This is a genomic window from Desulfocurvus thunnarius (genome assembly GCF_055390965.1).
In genome coordinates this window covers 2,898,779-2,916,000 of sequence record NZ_AP042411.1, presented here as the reverse complement: position 1 = coordinate 2,916,000, position 17,222 = coordinate 2,898,779, and the positions used below count along the sequence as shown (strand labels likewise).

Below are 17,222 nucleotides of genomic sequence, written 5' to 3'. Positions count from 1 at the left end.
CCCGGGGAACCCGGCCCGGGTGCGTCAGGGAGCCGCCGCCAGCCCGGAGAGCAGCCCCGGCCACGCGGCGGCCCAGGCCGCGCCGCCGTGGCCCAAGCCCGGCAGTTCCAACACCCGCACCGGCGCCCCCGGTCCCAGGCGGGCCACGAAGGCGTCCGTCACCCGGCGGGTGACGTTGGAATCCTCCGCCCCCAGAAAATGCACCTGCGGCAGGGCCGCCAGCCGCCCGGCCACGTCCGCCGGGTTGAGCGACCCCGACAGCGGCGCCACCGCGTGCATGCGCGTCCACACGGCGTGGTCCAGGTTGCCACAGACGGTGACCAGCCCGGCCACGTCGGCCCGCTGCGCCGCCAGCAGCGCCGCCATGGCCCCGCCGCCCGAGAACCCGAACAGCACCGCCCGCCGCGCCCCGGCCGCGCGCATGGCCGCGTCCAGCAGGCGGGCCTGGGCGGCCAGCGCCGTGGGCGAGAAGCGCCCGGTGGTCCAATGGACGGGCGAGCAGGCCGGGCCGCTCACGTATTGGCAGGGGCGCCCCAGGTAGGCCACGGCGGGCGCCGGGTCCGTCCGGGCCAGCAGCAGGCCGGTGGCCTCGCGCGGGGTGGGGTCCAGGGAGGGCATGGTCCGCGAGGCGTAGGCCGCGCCGTCGCCCTCGATGTAGACGTGCAGCGTGGCCGCGCACCCGCGCACCCACCCGGCGGCGGGCAAAGGCGCATCCGCGCCCACGGGGAGCCACGCGGGGTCGGCCTCAAGCTCGCCCAGGGCCTGGGGCCGGGAGGCGGGAGCGCAGGCCGCCAGGGCGGCCAGGGCAACCAGGGCAACGATTGCCAGGACGGCCCTGCTCCGGAAGGCCAAAGCCGCCCGGAAAAGCCCCCGCGGCGCGGAGGAATGCGGCAACGGGCCGCGCGGCAGGGCCACGCGAAGCGGAAAGAAACGCTGCATGGCGCGAATCTACGCCACCCGGCGCCCGGGGGCAATGCGCACGGCGTCCACCTCCGGTCCGGCAAAGCGTTCCCGGGCACGGGCACTCCCTTCCCGGAAAGCAGGCTGCCCCCGGTCGCGCCGAGCCAGACCCCACGGAGCGCCATCCTACAGCCCGTCATGGCGAAACGCCCGGAGCCCTCCGGCGGCCCCTTGCCCGCCCCCTCATCCCGCAAAAAAAGATCTTTTGGAAAAGGAGCTGAGGGTAAGCAAGGGGAAAGAACCTTTTCTCCTTGTATGGCGCCCCCACCCCATAAGGAAAGGGCCACCCTCCGGTGGAAGGAGGGTGGCCGTCGCGGCAGATCGCTCAAGAAAAGGTTCTTCCCCTTCCCCCGCCGGGCCAGCCTCAGCCCTCGCGGACGGTCTGCACGGCCTGTTCGGTCAGGGCGTCCATTTCCGGGCCGTGGTCGAAGCCCGCAAGATGCAGGAAGGCGTGGGCCAGCAGGCGTGCGGCGTGTCCGGCCACGGGCTGGCCGTAGAGGTCGGCCTCGCGCAGCAGCGTGTCCACGGACAGGACGACCTGGCCCAGGGAGCCGGAGGGGGGTGCGCCGGAAGCGCCCTCGGCCTCCGGGAAGGACAGGACGTTGGTCGGCCCCGGGCGGCCCATGAAGCGGCGGTGCAGCCCGGCCATGCGCCGGTCGTCCACCAGCAGCAGCTCCGCCCCGGCCCCGGGCAGGCCCAGGGCGGCGAGGACGCGCTCGCCCAGAGCGGCGGCCTCGCGGCGCGAGAGCCCGGCGCCCGGGTCCAGGCCCGGGCCGGTGAGCACCGTCACGCTCACCGCGTGCCCCGGCGCTTGGTGAACTTGAGCACGGTGCCCGCGTCGCGCGCGTCGGCGGGGCAACTCTGGCCGGTGGGGTCCTGCTCGGGCCGGTGGCCGCTGCGCGGCTCGGACGCGGCCTCGGCCGCGGGCGGGGCGTCCACGAAGGCGGGCTCGGGGCGGTATTCCGTCCGCGCCCGGGCGTCCTCGCGCAACTGCGGGCTGTCGCCGCCCGGGTACTCGATGCGCTGGTGGAAGATGCCGGTGAGGATGCGCAGGAAGACCTCGGACAGTTCGTGCAGGTCCTTGAGGGTCAGTGCGGATTCGTCGAGCTGCCCGTCGGAGAATATCTTCTTGACGATCTTCTCGATATGGCCCTTGAGACGGCTGGGCGTGGGGTCCACCAGGGTCCGGCTGGAGGCCTCGATGGCGTCGGCCAAAAGCAGCAGCCCGGCCTCCTTGGTTTGCGGCTTGGGGCCCGGGTAGCGGAACTCGTCCTCCCGGGGCGGGGCCTCGCCGCGCGCCTCGGCCTGCTCGCAGGCCTTGTGGTAGAAGAAGGAGATGAGCATGGTCCCGTGGTGCTGGCGGATCAGGTCCTCGATCTCGGTGCCGAGCTTGTGCGCGCGGGCCAACTCCACGCCCTGCTTGATGTGGCTGGTCAGGATCAGGGCGCTCATGGACGGGACCAGCTTGTCGTGACGGTTCTCGCCGCCCATCTGGTTCTCGATGAAATACAGCGGCTTGGTGACCTTGCCCACGTCGTGGTACAACGCCGCCACCCGCGCCAGCAGCGGGTTGGCCCCGATGGCCCGGGCCCCGGCCTCGACCATGTTCGAGAGCACCAGGGAGTGATGATACGAGCCCGGCGCGCTGACCATCAGCTCCTGGAGCAGCGGCTGCTCCAGGCTCATGAGCTCCATGAGCCGGAAGCGCGAGGTGTAGCCCAGCAGGTATTCGGCCATGGGCGAGAGGGCCAGCAGCAGGACGAGGGACACGAAGCCCCCGGAGAGCACGTAGGCCCAGCCCGCCAGGGCATGGGCCATGCCCTGGTATTCCAGCAAATTGGCCCCGACCCAGGCCAGGGACAGCCCCGCCAGCAGCGGCAGCACCGAGGCCAGCAGCTCCTTGCGGCTTTCGGCCCGCTTGATCACGAAGGCATAGACCAGCCCGCCCGCGAAAAGGAAGGAGAACAGCGTGAGCCCGCCGCCCAGGATGTGCGCGCAGAAGAAGGCCAGCAGCAACGTGACGAAGAAGCACGTCACCAGCGGGAAGAACATGGCCGCCACGCCCGAGGCCCCGGCCAGGGGCAGGCTGTAGGGGATGATTTCCTTGGTCAGCACCGGGGAGCCCAGGGTCAGCGGCCCGCCGACCAGGGCCAGGAACTTGGCCCCGCCGCAGAAGACCACCGCCAGCGCCGCCAGCAGCACGTAGTCGCGCCCATTGAGCGGCGGACACAGTCGCGCGCGGCGGCACAAAGGCAGCCCCAGGGCCATGAGCGCCGCCAGCACGAAGATGCCCCCGGCGGGCAGCACGGTCACGCTGCGCGGCGACTCGGCGGCCATGGCCTGAAGCTTGACCTGCTGCTCCAGGGTCACGGCCTCGCCGTGGCGGACCAGGATTTCGCCCTGGCGGATGTGGAAATACACGGGGCGCACGGCGGCCATGGCCAGATCGCCCCGGGCGCGGGTTTCCTCGCGGTTCAGGGTCAGGCTCGGCTCCAGCACGGGGCCGACCAGCGACCACACGGCCTTGCGCACCGTCAGCGTCTTTTTCAGGTCGTCCTTGAGAAAGGCCGCCAGGGCCGCGCGCAGATGCTCCAGGTCCGTCACCGTCTCGGTGTCGGCGATCATGGTCTCCTCGTCGGCGGCCAGATTGCGCAAGACGATGCCGTGGGGGTGCCGCGCCAGGTCGTCGGCGTCGGCGACGATGCCCCGGTCGAGCTGGTCGCCCACCCAGGGCAGCACGCGGCCGAGCACAAGATTCTGGAAGTCCTCGCGCCGCCACAGGTCCAGGGTGGCCTTGGAGATTTCGGAGTTGAGGTCCTCGGCGATCTGCCAGCGCACGTCCTCCAGGGCCTCGGGGCTGGCCGCGGCCAGGCTGGCGAACACTTCACGCACCGCGGCGTCCAGGGCCCGCCGCGCGTCGGTCGACAAATCGAACACCGGGGGCTGCGCGTCGGCGGCGCCGCGCCGCTTGGCCAGGGTGGAGCTGATGTCCTCCACCAGGAAATCGCGCCGGGCCACAACGTCGGCGTCGGCAATGTCCCCGGCGGCGTAGGCCGGGGGGCCCGGCTCCACGCGCACGCCCGCCAGGGCCGACAGCCCGAGCAGCACCACCAGCAGCAGGGCCACCCCGGGGGCGCCGGGGCCGCCCAGGCCGCCGTTGCGGGCGCCACGGGCGTGGTCGCCCCTGGCCGGGCGCGCGGTCCTAGCCTTCTTGCGAGCCAGAGTCTTCATAACGTTCATAAGCCTGGACAATCCTTCCCACCAGGGGATGTCGGATCACGTCCTTCTCGCCGAAGGCGATGAAGGCGATGCCCTCCACGCCGGCCAGGGCCTTGGCCGCCTGGACCAGACCCGAGGAGGCCTTGCCGGGCAGGTCGATCTGGGTCACGTCGCCCGTGACCACGGCCCGCGAGCCGAAGCCCAGGCGCGTGAGAAACATCTTCATTTGTTCCGGAGTGGTGTTCTGGGCCTCGTCGAGGATGATGAACGCGTCGTTCAGCGTGCGCCCGCGCATGAAGGCCAGGGGCGCGACCTCGATGATCCCGGTTTCCAGCATTTCCTGGACCTTGGCGAAATCCAGCATGTCGTGCAGGGCGTCGTAGAGCGGGCGCAGGTAGGGGTTGACCTTCTCCACCATGTCGCCGGGCAAAAAGCCCAGCTTCTCCCCTGCCTCCACGGCCGGGCGCGTGAGCACGATGCGCTTGACCTCGCGCCCCAGCAGGCACGACACGGCCAGGGCCACGGCGAGGTAGGTCTTGCCCGTGCCCGCCGGGCCGATGCCGAAGGTCAGGTCGTTCTCGCGGATGGCCTGCATGTAGTCGCGCTGGCCCAGGGTCTTGGGGTTGACCCGCCGCTTGGGCGACGCCGCGCAGACCTCCGTGGCGAAAACCTCGCCGAGCTGCGCCGCGGGCTCGCGTTGCAGGATGCCCAGGGCCAGGTCCACGTCGCGCGGGAAGACGGGCCGCCCGGCCTTGACCTGGGCGTAGAGCTGCACGAGCAGGTTGGCGGCGCGGTTCACGCCCTCCTCGGTGCCGTGCAGGTGCACGCGGTTGCCGCGCGAGGAGACGCCCACGCCGCAGCCCCGGGCCACGGCGGCCAGGTTCGCCTCCTGCGCGCCGAACAGTTCGCGCGCCAGATCGCAGTCCTCGAACTCCAAGGAACGCTCGTGGCAGGATGCCTTGGCCATGTCCCCCCCGGTTTGGCCCTTGCGGGCCCCTTGTGCATACGCCTTCCGCAGGGCCGCGTCCATGGGGGCGCAGCCCGCGCCGGGCGTGGGATTCGTCGATTTTCCCTTACGGGCCGGGGCCTGCCGGGCCCGGGCCCGGCCCCCGGGGCGCGGGCTCACGGCCCGGCCTCGGCCAGCCGGGTTTCCAGGTCCGGGTCGGGGTCCACGGCCAGGGTCCGCTCCAGGCGGTCCACCGCGACCTTGCCCGGCCCGCCCCCGGAAACCGCGCGCACGTAGCGCACCTGGGCGCAGAGCACTTCGGCCCGGCCCCCGGCGGCATGGCTGCGCAGGGCCGCCAGCCCGGCGGCCTCCATGAGGCTCGCCTCGGGCACGGGCTGGTCCGGAAAGTCGCGGCGCAGGATCACGTGGGCTCCCGGCCCGTGGGCCGCGTGGAACCACAGGTCGAAGGGGCTGGCCAGCTTGCGCAGGTCGTGATTGGCCTGCGCGCTCTTGCCGCGCAGGACGGTGAAGCCGTCGCTGGTGCGGAAGCGGGCCACCCCGGGCACGGCCCCGGCGGGGCGGCGCACGGCGTGGCGGTCGGCCTTGCGGGCGGCGGCGTCCTCGCGGCCCGGGGGCAGCTCGCCGCGCCGCACGGCGGCCAGCTCCGCGCGCAGGCGCTCTTCGCGCCCGGCCAGGAATTCCAGGCCACGCCGCCCCTTGGCCGCCAGCCGGAACAGGCGCTCCATGTTCTCCAGCAGGGTCAGCCGCCCGTCCAGGGCGATGCGCCGGACGGTGCCGTCGGCCAGGGGGGCGTCCAGATAAGGACGCTTGTCGCGCTTGTCAAATTGATAGAGTACCGCGCGCAGGGCCTCGGCCTCGGCTCCCCGGGCCAGCAGCCCCTCCAGGCGTGCGCGGTCGGCCTCCAGGCTCTGCAGGGCCCGCTGCGCCCGGGCCAGGGCCGCGTCCAGGCGCTTTTGCGCACCGGCCTCGGCCAGGGCCCGCAGGCGCGGGAACAGCGTGGCCCGCCCGAAGAATCCGGCGGCCTCCAGAACGTCGTCGAACACGTGCTCCACGAGCCCCGGGCGCAGGTCCGCAGGCAGGCGCCAGGCCAGCAGCCGGGCCCGGGCCGGGCCGGGGGCCCCGCCCTCGTCGGCCTCGGGCAGATAGGCGAAAAACCGCACGCAGCCGCCCCGGCGCACGGCGTCGAGCACGGCCTGGTCGCGCCCCGGGGGCGAGGCCGCCAGCAGGCGGCGCAGGTCGCGGGTGATCTGCGGGTGCTCGCGCCAGATGTCCGGCTCCTCGCGCACCCGGGCCGCGTCGGGCCACGCGGGCTCGGCGCCGAATCCGGAGGGCAGTTCGTCCGCGAGGTCCGGCTCGCCCCCCGGCCCGAGCACCAGCCAGCGCCCCGGCCCGGGCGAAAGCTCCAGGGCCAGCAGGCGCGCGGGCCAGTCCATGGTCCAGGCCGCGATGCGCCGCCCCGTCAGCCGCTTGCGCAGCCACATGCAGCGCGCCGAAGGCTCGGCCGGGTTCTCGGGCTTGTGGGCGCTGGGCAGCAGCAGCCCCTCGGCACCGCCCGTGCGCAGCAGCACAAACGGCGCGCCCCCGGCGGTCTGGAGGGTCAGGGTCCAGACGCCGGGGGCGGGGCTGTGGAGCTTCTCGATGCGCCGACCCACAAGGCCTGGGCCCAGGGCGGCGGCGAGGCAGCGGAACAGGTTGGCTTCCATATGGACGGCCTACTCGCCGCGCACCTGCTCCTCCTCCTCCTGGCGGCTCTTGCAGTTGATGCACAGCGTGGTCACCGGGCGGGCTTTGAGGCGCTCCACGGAAATCTCCTCGCCGCACTCCTCGCAGATGCCGAAGGTGCCGTCGTCGATACGGTGCAGGGTCTGCTGGATTTTCTTGATGAGTTTGCGCTCACGGTCGCGCAGGCGCAGGGTGAAGGAGCGGTCGGACTCGGCTGTGGCGCGGTCGGCGGGGTCGGCGTAGACCTCGGGCGACTCGGTCATGTCCTCGATGGTTTCCTCACCCTTGCGCAGGATGTCGTCGAGCATCTGGTTCAGGTACTTGCGGAAGAATTCGATATCCTTTGCTTCCATGGCGGATCCTCCGGGTGAGTGCCAGCCGGGGCGGCGTGCAAACTGTCGGCGAAGGGTCTTCTTACTTCATCTCCTCTTGAAAAGTAAACCCCTTCCCATTAGTGTGGCGAGTTCGGCGGTTATGCCCCGCGCAACGGGCCGTTGCGCCGCGCGGGGGCCGAAGGGGAAAAGCCATGGACCAGCCCGCTCCGGGCCCCGGGCCGCAGGCCGGGGCCGCCATCCAGGCCGCCCTGATCCGCGCCGTGCTCGGCGCGGCGTGGGCCGAGGCCGACCGCCCCGTGGGCCGCGCCGTACTGGGCACGATCCTGGCGGGGGTGGCCCTGGACGGCCCGGGCGCGCCCCGGGCCGGGGTGGCCTCGCGCACCGACGGCGGCCCCGCCGCCCCCGGGGCGCCCCGCGTGCCCGCCTCGGCCCACGCCCTGGCGGCCTGGCTGGCCGGGGCGGCGCCCGGCGAAACCACCGGGAATTCGCACGGCCGGTCCGCCGCCCCGATGCCCCGGTCCGCGTCCTGTTCCGCTTCCGGCCCCACCGCCCCCCACGTTCCTATTCCTATGGAAACCCCGCCCGCTCCGCCCGACCCGCCCGACCCGACGGACACGGCGCACCCCGGGCACCCGCCCCTCCCCCCGGCCCCGCCCGCCGACATGCCCGCCGCCGTGGCCCTCGGGCTGGCCGCCGCCCTGGCCCTGCTGCCCGTTCCGGCGGACGCGCGCCCCGCCAAGGGCCAGGAGCTGCTGCTGGCCCTGGGGCGCGGGCGGCGGGTGGCCGTGGTCGGCCATTTTCCCTTCGTGGAGCGCCTGGGCGGGGCCTTCGCGGCCCTTTCCGTGCTGGAGCTGCGCCCGCGCCCCGGCGACCTGCCCGCCGCGCGCGCAGCCGACGTGCTGCCGGCGGCGGACGTGGTGGCCATCACCGGCACGGCCCTGCACAACGGCACCCTGGGCGGGCTTCTGGCCCTGCGCCGCCCCGGGGCGCGGGTCGTTCTGCTGGGGCCCAGCGTGCCCCTGGTCCCGGCCCTGCTCGACCTGGGCATCGACGCCCTGGCCGGGGCGGTGATCCACGACGCGGCGGCCGCCCTGGACGGCGCGGCCCGGGGCCTGCCGTTCCGCCGCCTGGGGGGCGTGGAGTCCGTCGTCCTGACCCGGGGGAATTTTTTTGGCCTTTCGAGTTGACAGGGCGGGCCGACGCGGATAGAAGGTCTCTCGCCTCAGCGACGAGGCGCCACGAGCGGGAGTAACTCAGTGGTAGAGTGCAACCTTGCCAAGGTTGAAGTCGCGAGTTCAAATCTCGTCTCCCGCTCCACTACGACACACCGGACGCCGACCCCAGGGTCGGCGTCCTTTTTTGCGCCGCCGCAAAACCCTGAAGGCGACCGGTCGGGGCGGCGCCGGAGCGCAAGGCACGGCGCCCATTCCCCCCCGGGGCGAAACCCCCGCTTTTTTCGCCCCGTGCGCACGAAGAGCTTGCGCCCCGGGCGGCGAACGGATACGTTTCCCAGCGCACCGAGGGGTTTTGGCGAGGGGGGATATTTGTCCGTTGACAGCGCCAACCCTCCTGGACTATAGGCTCAATTCCTCGGTACGGGGCGGCATAGCCAAGTGGTAAGGCAGAGGTCTGCAAAACCTCCATTCTCCGGTTCAAATCCGGATGCCGCCTCCACGATGCGGGAGTAACTCAGTGGTAGAGTGCAACCTTGCCAAGGTTGAAGTCGCGAGTTCAAATCTCGTCTCCCGCTCCACCAGACATACACGACGCCGGCGCCAGCCGGCGTTTTTTTTGCCCGGGGAGCCCCCGGGCGCGGAGGTTCCCGCCGGTGCCGACCCCTGAGCCCATCTCCCTGGACGCGCCTCTGGACGAGCTTCTGGACTACGCCGGGCAACGCTTCTCCGTGGCCTTCGAGCCCGTGAGCGCCGCAGGCCGGACCCTGGAGATCCTGCAAATCACCAACATGGCCGAGTACGTGGAGCGCATCGCCGAGGCCACGGCCCCGGGCCAGGGCCTGGAGCTGCCCTTCTGGGCGCGCATCTGGCCCGCCTCCATGATCCTGGCGCACATGGCGGCCGCCCTGCCCCTGGGGCCGCAGGCCGAGGTGCTGGAAATCGGCGCCGGGGTCGGCGTGTGCGGCCTGTTCGCCGCCGCCGCCGGAATGCGCGCGACCATCACCGACATCAACCACGACGCCCTGGTCTTCGCCCAGGTCAACGTGCTGCACAACGGGCTGGCCGACCGGACCCGCGTCCTGCGGGCGGATTTCGCCGCCGACCGCCTGGGGCGGCGCTTCGATGCCATCGTCGGCGCCGAGGTGCTCTACATCGAAAAGCTGCACCGGGGGCTGGTCAAATTCCTCACCGCGCACCTGCGCCCCCGCGAGGGCGCCCAGGCGCTGCTGGCGCGCGACCACGAGCGCCGCTCCATGCGCTTCTTCAAGCTGGCCGAGGAAGAATTCACCCTGAGCAACAAGACCGTGGGATGCAAGGCCACCGGCGAGGACGGCGCCGTGGAGCGCCACCTGTGCGACATCGTGCGCCTTGTGCCCCGCAAGGTGGTGACCGGATGATCGTTCTCACCCATTGCGAAAAGACCTACGACAAGGACCAGGACAAGGCCGTGGCCCCGGAGGTCACGGTGGCCCGCGTGCGCGAGGCCCTGGCCCGCCACGGCGACGCCATCCTGGCCGAAACCCGGCGCATCGACACCGGGCGCCTGGGCATCCCGGTGTTCCTGTCCGTCACCGGGGCCGGGGCGCGGCGGGTCATGCCCACGCGCAAGCAGATGGGCAAGGGCGCCTCGCCCATCCAGGCCGAGGCCTCGGCGCTGATGGAACTCACCGAGCGCTACAGCTACTTCACCTTCTGGGACCGCCGCGCGGGCTTCGAGCTGGCCACGTGGAGCGAGGCCCAGGCCCTGTGGCCCGGGCGGGTCATGCCGCTGGCCGAGGTGCTGCGCGCCACGGGCGACACCCTGGACGAGGCCGACGCCGTGCGCGTGCTCGACCTGCACCGCTGGACCTTTTGCCCGGCGACCAACGTCAGTGCCGGGCGCGAGGAGTTCGTACCCCTGGATCTGTTCAAGAAGCTCAACGAATTCAACGGCTCGAGCGCGGGCAACACCAACGAGGAGTCCATCTTCCAGGGCGCGGCGGAACTGGTGGAACGCCACGTCTGCGCCGTGACCGACCGCGCCCGGCCCGAGATGCCGACCATCGACCCGGCCTCGTGCACGGACCCCGTGCTGGCCGGGCTCATCGAAGCCTTCGCGGCCAACGGCATCCGCCTGTGGCTCAAGGACATGACCCTGGGCATGCCCGTGCCCACGGTGGCGGCCCTGGCCTACGACCCCGCGACCTTCCCGGCCAGAAGCGAGATCGTCTACACCGCGGGGACGGCCTCCTCGCCCGAAAAGGCCGCCATCCGCGCCCTGACGGAAGTCGCCCAACTCGCCGGAGACTTCGAGACCGGCGCCAACTACGAGGCCTCGGGCCTGCCCAAATACACCGCCCCGCAGCAGTGCGAGTGGCTGACCCGGGGGCCGGTGGTGCCCCTGTCCAGCCTGCCCTCGGTGGCCGACAACGACATCCTGCGCGAGCTCAAGGCCCTGACCCGGGGCCTGGAATGCCTGGGCTTCACGCTCTACAGCGTGCAGACCACCTGCGCCGAGCTGGACCAGCCCGCGCATTACAACTTCGTGCCGGGGTTCCAGTTCCGCGAGCGCACCCCGCGCGCCAGCCTGGGCATGTTCGTCGGCCGCGTGCTGGCCGAGGAGGCGCCCCACGCCGCGGCCGAAGCCGGGCTGGACGCCCTGGAGCGCATCTACCCCGGGGCCCATTTCCTGCCGCTGCACCGGGCCCTGCTGACCCTGCGCGGCGGGGACGCAGGGGCCGCCGCCCCGCTCTTCGCCCGGGCCGAACCCCTGCAGGACAACGACGAGGACCGCGCCCTGGCCGCCTTCTATCAGGCCTACGCCCTGACGCGCGCGGGCGATTTCGTGGACGCCCTGCCGCACCTGGACCGCGCCCTGACCCTGTGCCCGGAGGTCAAGGAATACTTCAACCTGCGCGGGGTGGCCCGCTTCAAGGCCAAGGATTTCGAGGGCGCCGCCCAGGACTTCCGCGCCGCCCTGGACCTGGACAGCGGCTCGGCCATGGACCTGGCCAACCTGGGCCTGTGCCTGAAATTCCTCGGCCAGCGCCAGGAGGCCATCCACTGCCTGGGCAGCGCCCTGGAGCTGGACCCGTCCCTGGACTTCGCCCGCACGCACCTGGAGGAGATGCTGGGCATCTAACCCTATGGAACTGCTGGGTTTTCCTCCGGGGCTCCGGCCCCGGCTTTTTCCCGGCGGCCCCTTGACAAAAAACCCCGGCGGTATTTAATATCCCCTCACATTTTCGCCGGGCACGCCCGGCGGGGATTTCAGCGGGAGTTGAGCAGCGGAAGCTGCTTATCCATAGGAAGCCCGGGCTTGCCCGGGAGCGGCCCGCGGGTCGCTCTGGTATCAAACCATCAAGGAGGACGATCATGGCCACTGTCGAATTCAAGGGCAAATCTTTCGACATCGACGAAGACGGTTTCCTTCAGCGCTTCGAGGACTGGAACCCCGAGTGGGTGGAGTACGTGAAGGAGTCCGAGGGCATCAAGGAGCTGACCGAAGAGCACAATAAGGTCATCGAGTTCCTGCAGGACTACTACAAGAAGAACGGCATCGCCCCGATGGTCCGCATCCTCTCCAAGGTGACCGGCTTCAAGCTGAAGCACATCTACGAGCTGTTCCCCTCCGGCCCCGGCAAGGGCGCCTGCAAGATGGCCGGCCTGCCCAAGCCCACCGGCTGCGTCTAAGACCGACCGGTTTCCAAGCGACCATTGAGGGCGGGGGCTCAGGCCTCCGCCCTTTTTCCCTGTTCGGCGGGCGGTGCCCCCCGGCTCCGGAAGGAGCAGAGGCATGCACCGCCATCCGGCATGCCCGCCATCCCGCCGCCCGACGCTCCACCGGCAACCGTCCGGTCCCGCCGCGCTTTCTGCGCCTCCCGCTGGCGTCCGCCTTCCCCCGGCGCAAGCGCCGCGACGCGGAAACGCCGCCCCTCTTTGCCCGCGCCCCGATCGCGTCCCGATCGCGCCCTGATCGCGCCCTGGTCGCGCCTGATGCCGCCCGGCCTGCGGTCCGGCGTCCCCCGTCCTTCCCGCCTGACGCATCTCTTTTGCCCGGGTCGCTCCCGTGGTCCGGATTGTCCCTCCTTTGCCCGGTCCGGCCATGCCGGGCAGGCCCGCCTGCGCCTTGACGAAGCCCCCCTCCCCGGCGTGACCGCGCCCCTCTCCGGGCCGGACCGCCTTCCCTGCCCCGGGGCGGTTCCTTTTTTCCGGGCCGCAACCCACACCGGGGCGGCAGCCCCGCCTTGCCCGAAGTCCTCCTTGCCCGGCGCGGCGCGCCCCCCTGCTCCGCCGAGCCTCGTTCAGGCGGCCGGGAAGCCCTCTCTTGCGTTGCTCCCGCCGCCCCGCACAACCGCCCGATCCCGCTGCTCTTTCCCGTGCGCACATCTTTTTATTGACAATGATTTTCATTTTCATTTATGACCGTTCCATCACGGTATTCCCGCCGCCCCCCGCGGCAAGGAGCAGCACCATGCAGCAAAAAAACATCTGGGAACTCGAAGACTTCCAGTGCCCGGTCATCGGCACCTGCCTGACCATGGGCGACCTGCGCGCCGGGGCCCGGCACCTGGGCATGCGCTTCACCCCCGGGGCCAGCGACTTCGACGTGCACTGCTGGTTCGTCAGCCAGGCCAAATGCCCGGGCAAGGCCGCCCGCTGGCTGCAAAAACAGCTCAACAAGAAGCACCGCCGCAGCCTGGCCCTGTTCCGCAAGTGCGCGGACGACGAGGCCCTGGCGGCCCTGTGGCGCGAACACGCCGACGCGGGCGACATCCCCGGGCCCTTCTGGGCCGTCATGAGCCACCCCGAAGCCTCCCAGGGGCTCATCTCCGAAGTCTTCGGCGAAGTGCACATGCTCTCGCACCTGCTGGGCGCCGCCAACCGCGCGGACCTGCGCCGCCTGGACGAACTGGAACGGCGCAACCAGGCCCTGGCCGAGTCCCTGGCCGAGCGCAAGACCCGCCTGCGCGAGGCCGCCGCCGTTTGGAAGGCGCGCAACCGCAGGCTGGAACACGACCTGGAAGCCGAGCGCCAGCGCCGCGCCGAAGCCGAGGGCGAGCGCATCAGCCTGCGCCAGGCTCTGGAAACCACCGCCGTGGCCGCCCTGCGCACCGAGCGCGACGCCCTGGCCGGGCACCTGGACGGCGCCCGCCGCGCCCGCGACGCGGCCGAGGCCACCGTGCTGCGCCAGGCCGCGCAGATCGAGGACCTGCTGCGCGAACTGCACCAGGCGCGCGGCGCCCTGGCCGAACGCGACAACACCGTTGCGGCCCTGGAGGGTCTGATGGCCGAGCGGATGGCCGCCGCCGCAGGCCAGCCCTGCCCGGGCCGATGCGGCCAGGGCTGCGACGGCGCCTGCGGCCAGGGCTGCGGCAAGTTGCACGGCAAGTGCGTGCTCTACGTCGGCGGGCGCTGCAATCTCATGGCCCACTACAAGGCCCTGGCCAACCGCTACGGCTGCGAACTGCTGCACCACGACGGCGGGCTGGAGCAGTCCCCCAGCCACCTGCACCAGCTTCTGGCCCGGGCCGACGCCGTGGTCTGTCCCCTGGACTGCGTGAGCCACGAGGCCACGACCCTGGTCAAGCGCGCCTGCAAGGGCTCCATGAAGCCGCTGCTCCTGGCGGGCTCCTCGGGCATCGGCGGGCTGGCCCGCTGCCTGGACGAACTGGAACGCGCGGTTCAGTAAAGACGCCGGAGTCGCCCCGCTCCGTCCGCGCCGGGTCGCGCCCTTGCCGCACCGGGCCCGGGGGCGCACGCCGCGTCTCCGGGCTTGACCGCGCCGGGCCCCCGGCTTATTCCCCCAGGCCATGGCACTGCTCGGCGCGACCAATCTGACCATGTCCTTCGGGGGCCCCCTGCTGCTGGACGGCGTGTCCTTCCAGATCGAGGAGGGCCAGCGGGTCTGCCTCGTGGGTCGCAACGGCGAGGGCAAGTCCACCCTGCTGCGGCTGCTCTCCGGCGACCTCGTGCCCGACGGCGGCGAGGTGGTCCGCTCCGCCGGAGTGGTGGTGGCCCGGCTGTCCCAAAAAGTGCCCGAGGCGCTGTCCGGCCCGGTGTACGACGTGGTCACCGCCGGGCTGGGCGACATGGGCCGCGCCCTGGCCGCCTACCACCACGCCAGCCGCGAGGCCCGCGACGCCGACGGCCTGGCCCGGCTGGCGGAGATGGAGGCGGCCCTGGAGCGCCAGGGCGGCTGGGAGGCCCTGCCCGCCGTGGACGCCGTCATCGCCCGCCTGGGGCTGGACCCCGCCGCGCCCTTCGAGAGCCTCTCCGGCGGCCTCAAGCGCCGGGCCCTGCTGGCCCGGGCCCTGGTCGGCCGTCCCGACGTGCTGCTCCTCGACGAACCCACCAACCACCTGGACATCGACTCCATCGCCTGGCTGGAGGAATACCTGCCGCGCCACGTGCGGACCCTGGTCTTCATCACCCACGACCGGGCCTTCCTGCGCCGCGTGGCCACGCGCATCATCGAACTGGACCGCGGCCGCCTCACGGACTGGCGTTGCGACTACGACACCTACCTGGAGCGCAAGCAGGCCCTGCTGGACGCCGAAGCCCGCCAAAATGCCGAGTTCGACAAGAAACTGGCCCGCGAAGAAACCTGGATCCGCCAGGGCATCAAGGCCCGGCGCACGCGCAACGAAGGCCGCGTGCGCGCGCTCATGGCCCTGCGCGAGGAGCGCCGCGCCCGGCGCGAGCGCCAGGGCCGCGCCACCGTCGTCATCCAGGAGGCCCGGCGCTCGGGCCGCGTGGTCATGGAAGCCGAGGACGTGGCCTTTTCCTGGCCCGGCGGCGCGCCCGTGTTCCAGGGCCTGTCCACCACCGTGCTGCGCGGCGACCGCGTGGGGCTCATCGGCCCCAACGGCGCGGGCAAGACCACCCTGCTCCAGGTGCTGCTGGGCCGCCTGGAGCCGACCTCGGGCCGCGTACGCCTGGGCACGGGCCTGGAAATCGCCTATTTCGACCAGCACCGCGAGGAGCTGGACCCCCGGGCCACCGTGCGCCACGCCGTGGCCGACGGCAGCGACACCGTGACCGTGGGCGGGCGCGACCGCCACGTCATGGGCTATCTGGCCGATTTCCTCTTCCCGCCCGAGCGGGCCATGAGCCCCGTGTCCGTGCTCTCGGGCGGCGAACGCAACCGGCTGCTGCTGGCGCGGCTGTTCACCCGGCCCTCCAACCTGCTCATCATGGACGAGCCGACCAACGACCTGGACGCCGAGACCCTGGAACTGCTGGAGGAACGGCTGATGGAGTACCAGGGCACGGTGCTCGTGGTCAGCCACGACCGGGCCTTTTTGAACAACGTGGTTACCAGCACCCTGGCCCTGGAGGGCGGCGGGAGGGTGGCCGAATACGTCGGCGGCTACGACGACTGGCTGCGCCAGCGCCCGGCGCCGCCGGAGGCGCCCGCCGCCCGCCCGGCCGCCCCCCGGGCCGCCGACGCCCCGGCGCCCGGCGCGCCGGGCGCAGCCGGTGACGCCCCCCGCAAGCTCTCCTTCAAGGAACAGCGCCACATGGCCGAACTGACCGCCGAACTGGAGGCCCTGCCCGCGCGCATCGAGGCCCTGGAGCGCGCCGTGGCCGCCGCCGGGGAACGTCTGGCCGACCCCGCGCTGTACAAGGACTCCGGCGAGGCCGTGGCCGCCGCGCGCCGGGAGATGGCGCGCGCCGAGGCCGAACTGGCCGCCGCCTTCGAACGCTGGGAGCACGCCGAAGCCGAACTGGCCGCCTACGCCGGGCGAGCCTAGGGCCGTCGCAAAACGACCTGCCGCACCTGCGGAGAAATCAGAACCGTCTGTCTATGCGGCGGGCGCCCCGTATCCTGGGTTTTTCCGCGTCGCGCAATCCGCCATTTTCGAGCGCTCTGCGCATTCCGTCGTCCCGGCTGCCAACCGGGCCGCCCCCCCTTGCGGCGCGGCCCACGGCGGGCTCCGGAACGTTGCAAGCCCCCGGGCTCCATGCTACAAGGGCCGCGCACCGGGACCTCTGCCGCCGAGGGGGTCTCATCACCGCATGTCCATTCTCCGCCGTCTCCTCGCCGCCGTCGCGCTGCTGGCGTGTCTGACCGCGCCCTGCCGGGCCCAGGAGTCCATTGCCGCCATCCGCGTGGTCAGCCCCGCGTGGGACACCTTCACCAACGCCGACGGCACCGGGCTGTATTTCGACCTGCTGCGCGCCGTGTTCCAGGACTTGTACGGCATCGAGGTCGAGCACCAGTTCGTGCCCAGCCTGCGCGCCACGCACCTCGTGCGCGAAAACGAGGCCGACATGATGGTCTGCAAGGCCCGGGTGGACCCGCCCCTGAGCATGGCCCGCATACCCATGTACGAAAACGCCTACGCCGTGTTCTACGACTCCGGAAACGTCGGCCCCTGGCAGGGCCGCGAGAGCATGACCGGGCGCTCGGTGGTCTGGCGCATCGGCTACTACGACCAGCGCTACATCCCCGAAGGCATGCAGACCAAGGAGGTCAAGACCGGGACTTCGGCCCTGGGCATGGTCATCCTGGGCCGGGCGGATTTCTACCTCGACGACCCGGTGCTCATCCGCGAGTCCATCGCCCGCACGGACCTGACCTTCGACCGGGAGCGCTTCCGCATCGAGCCCGTGGGCTTCCGCTCCTACCACCCCGTGCTGCTGCCCACGGCCCGGGGCCGGACCATCATGGACCTCTACGACCAGGGTATGCTCCGGCTGTACGACGCGGGCGCGCTGGGCGCCATCTACGCCAAATGGGGCCACCCGGTCCCGGATTTCTCCAAATACCGCTGAGTCCGCCCCGCCTGCGCGCTGACAAGCGCGCCACCCTGTGCTAGAGAAGGAAAAACGCGGCCCGCCCCCGGGCCAGGAGCCCCG

General features: G+C 71.9%; 13 protein-coding genes and 3 tRNA genes. 10 read left to right on the top strand and 6 right to left on the bottom strand.

Annotated features, from left to right (window positions below; all coding sequences use genetic code 11):
* Window positions 1-24: 24 nt before the first annotated feature.
* The 6 genes from ACZ5KV_RS12780 to dksA form a co-directional block, all read right to left on the bottom strand.
* On the bottom strand, window positions 25-939 hold the full coding sequence (locus ACZ5KV_RS12780; RefSeq protein WP_464239692.1) for an alpha/beta fold hydrolase: 915 nt from the start codon (window positions 937-939) through the stop codon (window positions 25-27).
* A 385-nt stretch (window positions 940-1,324) separates the two neighbouring features.
* The gene (ybeY, locus tag ACZ5KV_RS12775; protein WP_464239691.1) at window positions 1,325-1,750 is read right to left on the bottom strand and encodes an rRNA maturation RNase YbeY; all 426 of its coding nucleotides are present in this window, start codon (window positions 1,748-1,750) and stop codon (window positions 1,325-1,327) included.
* A gap of 2 nt (window positions 1,751-1,752) precedes the next feature.
* Window positions 1,753-4,191 (bottom strand): HD family phosphohydrolase, encoded by a 2,439-nt coding sequence (locus ACZ5KV_RS12770; protein WP_464239690.1) that lies wholly within the window; start codon window positions 4,189-4,191, stop codon window positions 1,753-1,755.
* On the bottom strand, window positions 4,163-5,146 hold the full coding sequence (locus ACZ5KV_RS12765) for a PhoH family protein (protein WP_464239689.1): 984 nt from the start codon (window positions 5,144-5,146) through the stop codon (window positions 4,163-4,165). Before ACZ5KV_RS12765 ends, ACZ5KV_RS12770 begins: the two co-directional genes overlap by 29 nt.
* Before the next feature lie 155 nt (window positions 5,147-5,301).
* Window positions 5,302-6,849, bottom strand: coding sequence for an NFACT RNA binding domain-containing protein (locus ACZ5KV_RS12760; protein ID WP_464239688.1), 1,548 nt, complete (start codon window positions 6,847-6,849; stop codon window positions 5,302-5,304).
* A 9-nt stretch (window positions 6,850-6,858) separates the two neighbouring features.
* Window positions 6,859-7,221 (bottom strand): RNA polymerase-binding protein DksA, encoded by a 363-nt coding sequence (dksA, locus tag ACZ5KV_RS12755; RefSeq protein ID WP_464239687.1) that lies wholly within the window; start codon window positions 7,219-7,221, stop codon window positions 6,859-6,861.
* A 173-nt stretch (window positions 7,222-7,394) separates the two neighbouring features.
* On the opposite strand from dksA, the gene ACZ5KV_RS12750 reads away from it, so the two are divergent.
* The 10 genes from ACZ5KV_RS12750 (at window position 7,395) to ACZ5KV_RS12705 (ending at window position 17,138) form a co-directional block, all read left to right on the top strand.
* Complete coding sequence (locus ACZ5KV_RS12750) at window positions 7,395-8,390, top strand: Rossmann-like domain-containing protein (RefSeq protein WP_464239686.1); 996 nt, start codon at window positions 7,395-7,397, stop codon at window positions 8,388-8,390.
* A 55-nt stretch (window positions 8,391-8,445) separates the two neighbouring features.
* Window positions 8,446-8,520, top strand: a tRNA-Gly gene (locus ACZ5KV_RS12745).
* 282 nt (window positions 8,521-8,802) lie between these two features.
* Window positions 8,803-8,877: transfer RNA gene (locus ACZ5KV_RS12740), tRNA-Cys, on the top strand.
* 4 nt (window positions 8,878-8,881) lie between these two features.
* A tRNA-Gly gene (locus tag ACZ5KV_RS12735) sits at window positions 8,882-8,956 on the top strand.
* 75 nt (window positions 8,957-9,031) lie between these two features.
* The gene (locus tag ACZ5KV_RS12730) at window positions 9,032-9,775 is read left to right on the top strand and encodes a class I SAM-dependent methyltransferase (protein WP_464239685.1); all 744 of its coding nucleotides are present in this window, start codon (window positions 9,032-9,034) and stop codon (window positions 9,773-9,775) included.
* Entirely contained in the window at window positions 9,772-11,499 is a 1,728-nt protein-coding gene (locus ACZ5KV_RS12725; protein ID WP_464239684.1) for a YcaO-like family protein, read from the top strand. Before ACZ5KV_RS12730 ends, ACZ5KV_RS12725 begins: the two co-directional genes overlap by 4 nt.
* A 233-nt stretch (window positions 11,500-11,732) precedes the next feature.
* Window positions 11,733-12,050 (top strand): TusE/DsrC/DsvC family sulfur relay protein, encoded by a 318-nt coding sequence (locus ACZ5KV_RS12720; protein WP_464239683.1) that lies wholly within the window; start codon window positions 11,733-11,735, stop codon window positions 12,048-12,050.
* Between the two features lie 781 nt (window positions 12,051-12,831).
* Window positions 12,832-14,049: a DUF2325 domain-containing protein gene (locus ACZ5KV_RS12715; protein ID WP_464239682.1), complete on the top strand. Its 1,218-nt coding sequence runs from the start codon at window positions 12,832-12,834 to the stop codon at window positions 14,047-14,049.
* 121 nt (window positions 14,050-14,170) lie between these two features.
* Window positions 14,171-16,114, top strand: coding sequence for an ATP-binding cassette domain-containing protein (locus ACZ5KV_RS12710; RefSeq protein WP_464239681.1), 1,944 nt, complete (start codon window positions 14,171-14,173; stop codon window positions 16,112-16,114).
* 265 nt (window positions 16,115-16,379) lie between these two features.
* Entirely contained in the window at window positions 16,380-17,138 is a 759-nt protein-coding gene (locus ACZ5KV_RS12705) for a substrate-binding periplasmic protein (protein ID WP_464239680.1), read from the top strand.
* The last annotated feature ends 84 nt before the right edge of the window (window positions 17,139-17,222 follow it).